13 protein-coding genes are annotated in these 7,402 nt (G+C 69.8%); 4 read left to right on the forward strand and 9 right to left on the reverse strand.

What is annotated here, in order from left to right; genetic code table 11:
* Nucleotides 1-21 precede the first annotated feature (21 nt).
* Nucleotides 22-762, reverse strand: a complete 741-nt coding sequence (locus VLF38_RS14695) for a hypothetical protein (RefSeq protein ID WP_325271986.1) — start codon at nucleotides 760-762, stop codon at nucleotides 22-24.
* A 187-nt stretch (nucleotides 763-949) separates the two neighbouring features.
* Here VLF38_RS14695 and VLF38_RS14700 point away from each other — a divergent pair, with 187 nt between their 5' ends.
* Nucleotides 950-1,108 (forward strand): hypothetical protein, encoded by a 159-nt coding sequence (locus tag VLF38_RS14700; RefSeq protein WP_325271987.1) that lies wholly within the window; start codon nucleotides 950-952, stop codon nucleotides 1,106-1,108.
* A gap of 69 nt (nucleotides 1,109-1,177) precedes the next feature.
* On the opposite strand, the gene VLF38_RS14705 is transcribed toward VLF38_RS14700, so the two are convergent.
* The 5 genes from VLF38_RS14705 to VLF38_RS14725 all read right to left on the reverse strand — a co-directional run bounded on the left by VLF38_RS14705 (nucleotide 1,178) and on the right by VLF38_RS14725 (nucleotide 2,820).
* A complete protein-coding gene (locus VLF38_RS14705) occupies nucleotides 1,178-1,702 on the reverse strand; it encodes a helix-turn-helix domain-containing protein (protein WP_325271988.1) in 525 nt (174 codons plus the stop codon).
* Entirely contained in the window at nucleotides 1,699-2,010 is a 312-nt protein-coding gene (locus tag VLF38_RS14710; RefSeq protein WP_325271989.1) for a DUF6907 domain-containing protein, read from the reverse strand. Before VLF38_RS14710 ends, VLF38_RS14705 begins: the two co-directional genes overlap by 4 nt.
* Before the next feature lie 92 nt (nucleotides 2,011-2,102).
* Nucleotides 2,103-2,312, reverse strand: coding sequence for a helix-turn-helix domain-containing protein (locus tag VLF38_RS14715; RefSeq protein WP_325271990.1), 210 nt, complete (start codon nucleotides 2,310-2,312; stop codon nucleotides 2,103-2,105).
* The gene (locus VLF38_RS14720) at nucleotides 2,309-2,572 is read right to left on the reverse strand and encodes a hypothetical protein (RefSeq protein ID WP_325271991.1); all 264 of its coding nucleotides are present in this window, start codon (nucleotides 2,570-2,572) and stop codon (nucleotides 2,309-2,311) included. The genes VLF38_RS14715 and VLF38_RS14720 overlap by 4 nt, the downstream gene beginning before the upstream one ends.
* The gene (locus VLF38_RS14725; RefSeq protein ID WP_325271992.1) at nucleotides 2,569-2,820 is read right to left on the reverse strand and encodes a hypothetical protein; all 252 of its coding nucleotides are present in this window, start codon (nucleotides 2,818-2,820) and stop codon (nucleotides 2,569-2,571) included. The genes VLF38_RS14720 and VLF38_RS14725 overlap by 4 nt, the downstream gene beginning before the upstream one ends.
* A gap of 313 nt (nucleotides 2,821-3,133) precedes the next feature.
* On the opposite strand from VLF38_RS14725, the gene VLF38_RS14730 reads away from it, so the two are divergent.
* Nucleotides 3,134-3,952, forward strand: coding sequence for a PP2C family protein-serine/threonine phosphatase (locus VLF38_RS14730; RefSeq protein ID WP_325271993.1), 819 nt, complete (start codon nucleotides 3,134-3,136; stop codon nucleotides 3,950-3,952).
* Nucleotides 3,953-4,105: 153 nt separating this feature from the next.
* Nucleotides 4,106-4,615, forward strand: a complete 510-nt coding sequence (locus tag VLF38_RS14735) for a DUF3145 domain-containing protein (RefSeq protein WP_325271994.1) — start codon at nucleotides 4,106-4,108, stop codon at nucleotides 4,613-4,615.
* 79 nt (nucleotides 4,616-4,694) lie between these two features.
* Here the strand turns inward: VLF38_RS14735 and VLF38_RS14740 are convergent, their stop codons facing one another.
* Together VLF38_RS14740 and VLF38_RS14745 are read right to left on the reverse strand one after the other, a co-directional pair.
* Nucleotides 4,695-5,573, reverse strand: a complete 879-nt coding sequence (locus VLF38_RS14740) for a crotonase/enoyl-CoA hydratase family protein (protein ID WP_325271995.1) — start codon at nucleotides 5,571-5,573, stop codon at nucleotides 4,695-4,697.
* Between the two features lie 13 nt (nucleotides 5,574-5,586).
* The gene (locus tag VLF38_RS14745; protein ID WP_325271996.1) at nucleotides 5,587-5,838 is read right to left on the reverse strand and encodes an acyl carrier protein; all 252 of its coding nucleotides are present in this window, start codon (nucleotides 5,836-5,838) and stop codon (nucleotides 5,587-5,589) included.
* A gap of 96 nt (nucleotides 5,839-5,934) precedes the next feature.
* Here VLF38_RS14745 and VLF38_RS14750 point away from each other — a divergent pair, with 96 nt between their 5' ends.
* A complete protein-coding gene (locus VLF38_RS14750; protein WP_325271997.1) occupies nucleotides 5,935-6,924 on the forward strand; it encodes an alpha/beta fold hydrolase in 990 nt (329 codons plus the stop codon).
* Between the two features lie 21 nt (nucleotides 6,925-6,945).
* Here the strand turns inward: VLF38_RS14750 and VLF38_RS14755 are convergent.
* A partial coding sequence (locus VLF38_RS14755; RefSeq protein WP_414689408.1) for a transketolase-like TK C-terminal-containing protein occupies nucleotides 6,946-7,402 on the reverse strand: 457 nt, incomplete at its 5' end.

Below are 7,402 nucleotides of genomic sequence, written 5' to 3' on the forward strand. Positions count from 1 at the left end.
CCGCCGACTAGACGAACGCGCTCAGGTGCCGTCGTCGGAGCCGCCATCTGGCAGGAGGCGGTCCCGGAACTGCCGCAACTGCTCCGCGCCTTGACGATTCTGCGCCCGGACGCGCTCAACACGCTCAGCGCGCGCCTCTACGGTCACGTCGACATGACCGCGCTTCAGAACCGACGATGACTTGATCACGGAGGAGATCTCGCGGAGCGCCTTTGCCATGTGGTGGACGCCGTACGCCTCGGCAAACATAAGTCCCTTGCCGAGCTCGAGGTCGAGCACGTGGCGCTCCTGCCAGTGGCCCTTGCGACCGTCCGAGTACGTCACCGTCACGGTGTGCTGCGCGGGAAGGTCCTCCCGCCCTGCACGGTCGATGTGGCTATCGAGATACGCCCGCACCTCGTGACCAGGTGGCCACATGTCAGTTGGCTCGGAGAAGAGTCGAGCATCCCCGAGGACGTAGCCGCCCTCGTCCTCAGCACGCACGAATGGAGGATCGATCTTGATGGATACCCGCCGAGCAGGAGTGGTGCCGATGTTGGCCACCACGATGTCTGCGATGTGGTTGCTCGTGAGGCCCGGCTTGCACGACACGACCATGTAGGGCCGGGTCTGGTCACGGAACGCTTCGCGAGACAAGGCGTACTGGCGGCCAGCGTAGACGGCGGCGATCGCAGCAACGATGATGCCGACTGCAGTAGTCGCGCTCGCAATCACGTCCCAGGCTGTGGGTGAGAGACCGAGGTACTCGGGGGGTTTCGCCATCGTTGCTGAGTCTCCGTTCCGCGTCGGCCCGGGATCTCTTCGCGGCCCCCAACGCGGTTGCGACTCTATGACTGTGCGCAAGGACGATTGCCCGCGACAGCGAGCCCTCCGCTGTCGGTGGTGGCGCGTACGGTCGAGCGCGCCGGTCTGGGGCGAACGTCCTCAGCGGTGGAAGCAGTCGGGCTCGATGTCCGAGAAGGCTGACTCCTACGAGTCGTCGGACTCGTTCTTCGTGAACGATGGGCACCTCACGGTGACCGAGTGGGATGGCGCTCAGAACGCCGCGCGCGGCGTCTACGCGCCCGGCGAGTGGGTCAAGGCCCACGTCGTCGACGCGATGGCCTAACGAGCTGGAGCGCTGCGCCCAGCTGCGCCGGCAACCCGGGCTCGGGCCCGGGCACCGGTCAGCCTGTGGTCAGTTGGCTGCCTCCAGCCACTCGTCGCCCCAGACCTCGAGCGGGCTCATCCCGAGCAGCCGAACCGCGAGCTCGTCGGCCGCCCAGATCGTCAACCAGCCCTGCCGGCGCGCACGCACCAACGCCTGCTCCGCGGCAGTCCCGCCTCTGGCACCACATGCGCCCGGCCCACCTCGGGCGATCACCAGGCGCAGGAGCGGCGCTGCAGCCACCCGAGGGTGCCGCGGGCCCGATGCAACACGCGCCCGCCCGCACCGGCGGATGACCTCCATCCGGGCCTCCGGGATCGGTCGAAGCCGCGGCGGCCTCACACGCGCAATCGAGTGCCGCCGGACGTACGTCGATCGACCCTCGAGCCACGCCGCGAGACCGCCTGCTCGAACCATCCACCGCCCGTCGACCTTCTGGCCCGGCAGCACGCCTTCGCGCACGAGCTGGCGCACACGGTCCGGCGTCACGCGGCCGAGGGTGGCGGCTTCGGCCACCGTCACGAGGTCATCCCGGGGCGCAACCGCGATGCTCACAGCTTCTCCTCGAGCAGTCGCGCTAGGTTCTCGAGATCCTTCGCGAGCGCCCGGAGATCCGGCACTGTCAGGTCCGGCAGACCGTCGATGAGCACCACCGGGTGCTCGCCGGCATCGCCGTCGGCAGGGATGCTTTGGATGGCGGTTGCCGCCAGGATCCGCTGACCCTCGGCGCCGCAGAGCCACATCGTCCTGCGGTGTGCACTGGACTGCTCGAGCGGGTCGTTCAGCTCGGCGAGGTGCTCGTCGGGCGTAAGCCCGCACCAGAACGGGCAGGTGATGTCGGGGGTGTTCGTAGAGTTGGTCATGGGTTCGTTCCTTCGTAGGTGTTGGTTCTGGATCTGAGGTCCCGCCCGGTGTTGCTGCACGGGGCGGGACCGTTTTCGTGTCGGAAGCAAGCTCAGTCGGTCTGTGGTGCCTCCCTCTGGTGTACGCATGGATCGCCATAGGCCCAGGCGTCGAGGCAGTCGCGGTGGATCCGCCAGCGGCCGTTCGGCACGCGCTGGCTGCCGTGGAGCTCGCCTGCCTCGCAGGCCTTGCGGACGGTCTGCGGGTGCCGCTCGGTGTGCTCGGCGGCCTGCGCTGTGGTGAACCAGATGCGCTCGCTCATGACCCCTGCTTCCGCGCGCGACGTGCCTTCGCCGAAGCGAGGGCCATGCGCTGGTAGTGCGCCTTCTTCGCGTTCTCGGCCCGCTTCGCCCGCTCCTCGGGCGACAGCACCCGGTCGGGGTCGACCTGGTCCTCGAACTTCCGCAGCAGCCCGTCACGCGCCGGCTGCGTCGCGGCAGTGCGGTCCTCGGTCATCGCCCACTTCGTGTGAGCACCCAGGCGCGCCAGCTGCTTGCGCTCCTCGGGGCTCAGGCCGGTCACTGGTCGACCGTCCCGCGATCGAGCGGAGCCAACCCGCGACGCTCCCGAATCCGGTCTTCGATCTCCTCGACCGACGGCCCGCCCGGTTGGTACGCGGCCTCTGCCTGCTCGCGCGGTGTCATGGCCGCGCAGAGGGCCCGCGCCTCAGCGAGCGCCCGACCTGCAGCCGCGATGCACTCCTCGCGAGTCTTGCTGCCCTCCGGGAGCGGCTTGGCTAGGCGTAGCGCTGCGTACTCGTCCTCAGTCATGAGAGGCCTCCTGTGTGTGGTCGTTCCGCACACAGTCGCAACAGGTGCCGACAAGGGGGAGCGAGCTGCTAACGCCCTGCTATCCGACCCCTCAGAAGACGGCAGGTTTGGACCGGAGAATCCGGGACGAGAGACGTTGAGTTCAGGCGTGGGCAGATGACGCCAGTACGCCTTAGTAGACCTGCGGTGCGACTCATAATCCTTGGGTCGTGGGTTCGAGCCCCACCCGGCCTACTCCAGACGCGGAACTTGTCGCCCGCTGCGACTTCCGGTTGACTCGCTGCACCGATCGGTGCGGCGAGAGGAGGGTCCGGTGTTGCGCTTCGACGGCTCAGGCGCCTCCGATCGCGGCCCCGTGCGCGAGGTCAACGAGGACGCCGGCTTCCTCGGCGCCCAGGTTCTCGTCGTCGCCGACGGTGTGGGCGGCTCGGCCGCCGGTGAGGTCGCCTCCGCAACGACGGCGTACGTCCTGTCGCGGGCGGTCACGGCGGGGTCGGACCCGATGATCGCGCTCGACAACGGCGTGCGTCGGGCGATCGACGTGCTCTCGGGGGCGGAGGCCGCCGACAGCCACAACGGCGGGCTGGCCACGACCCTCACCGCCCTGGCGATCGACGGTGACCGGGCGGCGCTCGTCCATGCGGGCGACTCCCGGGGCTACCTCCTCCGGGCAGGCGGCCTGCTCCGGCTGACCCGTGACCACACCTACGTCCAGCGACTGGTCGAGGACGGGTTCCTCGAGCAGGAAGGGGTGGCCAGCCACCCCTGGCGCCATGTCGTGACCCGCTCGATCCACGCGCTGCCGATCCCTGACGACGAGCGCCCGGAGTACGTCGAGCTCTCGCTCGCCGCCGGCGACCGCGTGCTGCTCTGCACCGACGGTCTCACCGACTGCCTCGACGACGAGCGCATCGCCGCGCTGCTGGCGATCCCGCGGCCCGACGAGGCCGCGCGGGTCCTCCTCGACGAGGCACTTCTCGCCGGTGGGCGCGACAACGTCACCTGCCTGGTGGCCGATGTGGTGACCGCTCATGCGACCCCGCGGCCGCGGATGCCGGGCGACGGTCTCCGGCTCGGCTCCCTGGCGGACGACGGCAACGTCCTCGCTGCGACCGGCATCACGGCGTACTGAGCGCAAACTCGCCTGCGCGGACACTGGTGTCCGGTGGCCTCATCGGTCACAATGGCACCACAACTACATACGTGTCACTTGTCCCGTTTTCATCTCCACTGAAGGGCCGCTGGGGAAGGCGTTGTCCGACGCCGGAGATGAAGGAGGGTCACCGTGACCAGCAACCGCACCGCTACCCGGGGTGTCCTCTATGTGCACTCAGCGCCGTCGGCGCTGTGCCCGCACGTGGAGTGGGCAGTCGGCGGCGTCCTTGGCGTCTCCGTGAACCTCGAGTGGATCCCACAGCCCGCGCAGAGCGGCACCTACCGTGCCGAGCTGTCGTGGACCGGCGCCGTCGGCGCTGCTGCGGCGATCACCTCGGCCCTCCGAGGGTGGAACCACCTGCGTTTCGAGATCACCGAGGAGCCCACCGCGGGCACCGAGGGGTCCCGTTACAGCTTCACTCCCGAGCTCGGCGTCTTCCACGCCGTCACGGGGGTGCACGGCGACATCCTCATCCCCGAAGACCGGCTGAAGGCATCTGTCGTGAAGGCCGCCCTGGGCGACACCACGCTGATGCTCGAGATCGACAAGCTCCTGGGCAAGCCCTGGGACGACGAGCTCGAGACGTTCCGTCACGCAGGTGACGGCGCGCCCGTCCGCTGGCTCCATCAGGTCGTCTGACCGGTAGCACACGCAACGTCATAGGACCTGGCCGCTCTAGCGACCAGGTCCTATGACGTTGTTGCGGGGAGAGGAGCGCTCACTCCCACCAGGGGTAGAACGACGGCATCTGCGAGGCCTTGCCGGTGAACTCGGGGTCGCGCTTCTCCAGGAACGACGCGACGCCCTCCTTGCCGTCCTCCCGCGAGGCGTAGAAGATCGCCAGCGAGTCGGACTCGTGCGCGCGCAGCGGGTGGTCGGCGGCCATGTTGCGGTAGACCAGCTGACGTGCGAGCGCGGTCGCCACCGGGGAGCGGTTCGCCGTGAACTTCCGCGCCAGCTCGTACGCCGACGGCAGCAGGTCGTCGGGCTCGTGCACCGAGCGCACCAGGCCGGCCTCCTGTGCCGCCTCGGCCGTCATGATCTCGGCGGAGTAGAGCATCTCCAGCGCACGCGAGACCCCGACGATGCGGGGGAGGAACCAGGTCGAGCAGGCCTCCGGCGTGATGCCGATCTTGCCGAAGACGAAGCCGATGCGGGCCTTGGTGGAGGCGAGGCGCACGTCCATCGCACACGTCATCGTGGCGCCGATGCCGACAGCCGGACCGTTGATCGCGGCGATGACCGGCTTCTTGCAGTCGTAGATCGCCAGCGCCACCCGACCACCGGTGTCGCGGACCCCGTCCTGGATCGCCGGCTCGGTCAGGCGGTCGCGCAGGTCCGCGATCGTGGGCTCCTGCGACTCGTCGAGGCCGAAGACGTTGCCCTCGCGGGTGAGGTCCATGCCGGCGCAGAAGGCGCGGCCCTCGCCGGTCACCACGATCGCTGCGACGTCGTCGTCGTCCGATGCACGGCGGAAGGCGTGCTCGAGTTCCTCGGCCATCTGCACGGTGAAGGAGTTGAGCGCGTCGGGCCGGTTGAGCCGGAGGGTCAGGATGCGGTCGTCGACGTCGTACGCGAGGGTCTCGTAGGTCTCCATGCCTCGCAGGATGTCAGACGGCGGCGCGGACGACGTACGTGGTGGCGTCCTCGACGCGGACCAGTCCGATGACCTCGCTGTCGGGGATGACGACCCCGAAGCGCTCCTCGATGCCGATCACCAGCTCCAGCAACGACAGCGAGTCGACGGCGAGGTCCTCCACGAACCGCGCCTGGGGCGTGATCTCGGAGACCGGCACCTCGATGATCTGCGCGAGCAGCTCGGCGATGTCGGCGTGGACGTCGTCGTGCGGGGCGGAAGTCATGGCAGACACCTTCAGGAAACAATCCGGATCTAGACTCGCCCATCCTCGCACTCCGCGTCGCGGAGCAGCGCGCCGCAGGGTCGGAAGGGGCACCACATGACCTCACCGTTCGACATCCAGTACGTCCAGCTCCACGGCCACGGCCGCGCCTACGTCAAGGCCGGGAGCGGTCCGGCGCTCCTGCTGCTCCACGGGCTGGCGTGCGACCACCGGACGTGGGACCGCGTGATCGCCGAGCTCGCGACGCGCTACACGGTGATCGCACCCGACCTGCTCGGCCACGGCGCCTCGGACAAGCCCCGCGCCGACTACACGCTGGGTGGCTACGCCAACGGCATGCGCGACCTGCTGTCGGTGCTCGGCATCGAGAGTGCGACGGTCGTGGGGCACTCGTTCGGCGGCGGTGTCGCGATGCAGTTCTCCTACCAGTTCCCCGAGCGCACCGACCGGCTGGTCCTGGTCTCCGCCGGCGGACTCGGGCCGGAGGTCACGCCGTTCATCAAGGCGATCCAGCTCCCCGGTTGGGAGCTCGGCATGCGTGCCCTCACCCGCCCCGGCGTACGCCACGCGGTGACCGGCGTGATGCGGGCGGGCACCGGCCTCTGGCCCCGCTTCACCCGCGACCTCGACGAGGTGGCGGCCATCGTCGACAGCTGGTCGGACCGCCGCGCCCGGTTCGCGATCCGGCACCTCGTGCGGGCGGTGATCGACACCCGCGGGCAGATCGTCACGATGTCCGACCGCGCCTACCTCACCGAGGCGCTGCCGACCGCGGTCGTCTGGGGCCGCGACGACCAGGTCCTCCCGGTGCACCACCTGGAGAACGCCCGCCGGCTCGCCTCCGGTGCCGTCACCGAGGTCTTCGAGGAGAGCGGCCATTTCCCGCACCGCGACCACCCCGAGCGGTTCATCGCCTTCCTCGACCGGTTCATGGAGTCGACCGAGCCGGCCGCGTACGACCGCGAGCGGGTCATCGCCCTGCTCCGTCGTGGCCCCCTCATCGAGGCACAGATCGCGCAGGGCGGCGACGCCCCGGTCGCACCGGTGCGCCGCCTCGCTCCCGTACGCCGCGTCGCGCGCTCCTGACCGTGTCGCGCTCCTGACACCTCAGGCGTCGGCGCCCTCCTGGGGGATGTCGGCTACCGCGGTCGGATCGTCGATGCGATAGCGCGTGAGTGCCTGGGCGACCACCTCGGCGGGCACGGCACCCGCGTCAGCCAGGGCGCGGAGCGCCTGCACCACGACCGACTGGGCATCGACCCGGAAGAACCGCCGCGCCGCCGCACGCGTGTCGGCGAAACCGAAGCCGTCGGTGCCGAGCACGCGGAAGTCGGCGGGCACCCACCGGGCGATCTGCAGGGGGACGGCCGCCATGAAGTCCGACACCGCGACCACGGGTGCGTCGTCGTCACCCAGCCGGTCCGCGACGTACGCCGTGCGGGCCGGCTCGTCGGGGTGGAGCAGGTTCCAGTCCTCGGCGGCCACGCCGTCGCGGGCCAGTTCGTTCCACGAGGTGACCGACCACGTCTCGGCGGCGACGCCCCACTCCTCGGCGAGCAGGCGG

The sequence above is a fragment of the Nocardioides sp. genome (assembly GCF_035481145.1).
Classification (GTDB): Bacteria; Actinomycetota; Actinomycetes; order Propionibacteriales; family Nocardioidaceae; genus Nocardioides.

What these genes read in the sequence shown, in the direction of transcription:
- VLF38_RS14695 (WP_325271986.1), bottom strand. Translation starts at nt 762, where the DNA reads ATGGCGAAACCCCCCGAGTACCTCGGTCTCTCACCCACAGCCTGGGAC.
- VLF38_RS14700 (WP_325271987.1), top strand. Translation starts at nt 950, where the DNA reads ATGTCCGAGAAGGCTGACTCCTACGAGTCGTCGGACTCGTTCTTCGTG.
- VLF38_RS14710 (WP_325271989.1), bottom strand. Translation starts at nt 2,010, where the DNA reads ATGACCAACTCTACGAACACCCCCGACATCACCTGCCCGTTCTGGTGC.
- VLF38_RS14715 (WP_325271990.1), bottom strand. Translation starts at nt 2,312, where the DNA reads ATGAGCGAGCGCATCTGGTTCACCACAGCGCAGGCCGCCGAGCACACC.
- VLF38_RS14725 (WP_325271992.1), bottom strand. Translation starts at nt 2,820, where the DNA reads ATGACTGAGGACGAGTACGCAGCGCTACGCCTAGCCAAGCCGCTCCCG.
- VLF38_RS14740 (WP_325271995.1), bottom strand. Translation starts at nt 5,573, where the DNA reads ATGGAGACCTACGAGACCCTCGCGTACGACGTCGACGACCGCATCCTG.
- VLF38_RS14745 (WP_325271996.1), bottom strand. Translation starts at nt 5,838, where the DNA reads ATGACTTCCGCCCCGCACGACGACGTCCACGCCGACATCGCCGAGCTG.
- VLF38_RS14750 (WP_325271997.1), top strand. Translation starts at nt 5,935, where the DNA reads ATGACCTCACCGTTCGACATCCAGTACGTCCAGCTCCACGGCCACGGC.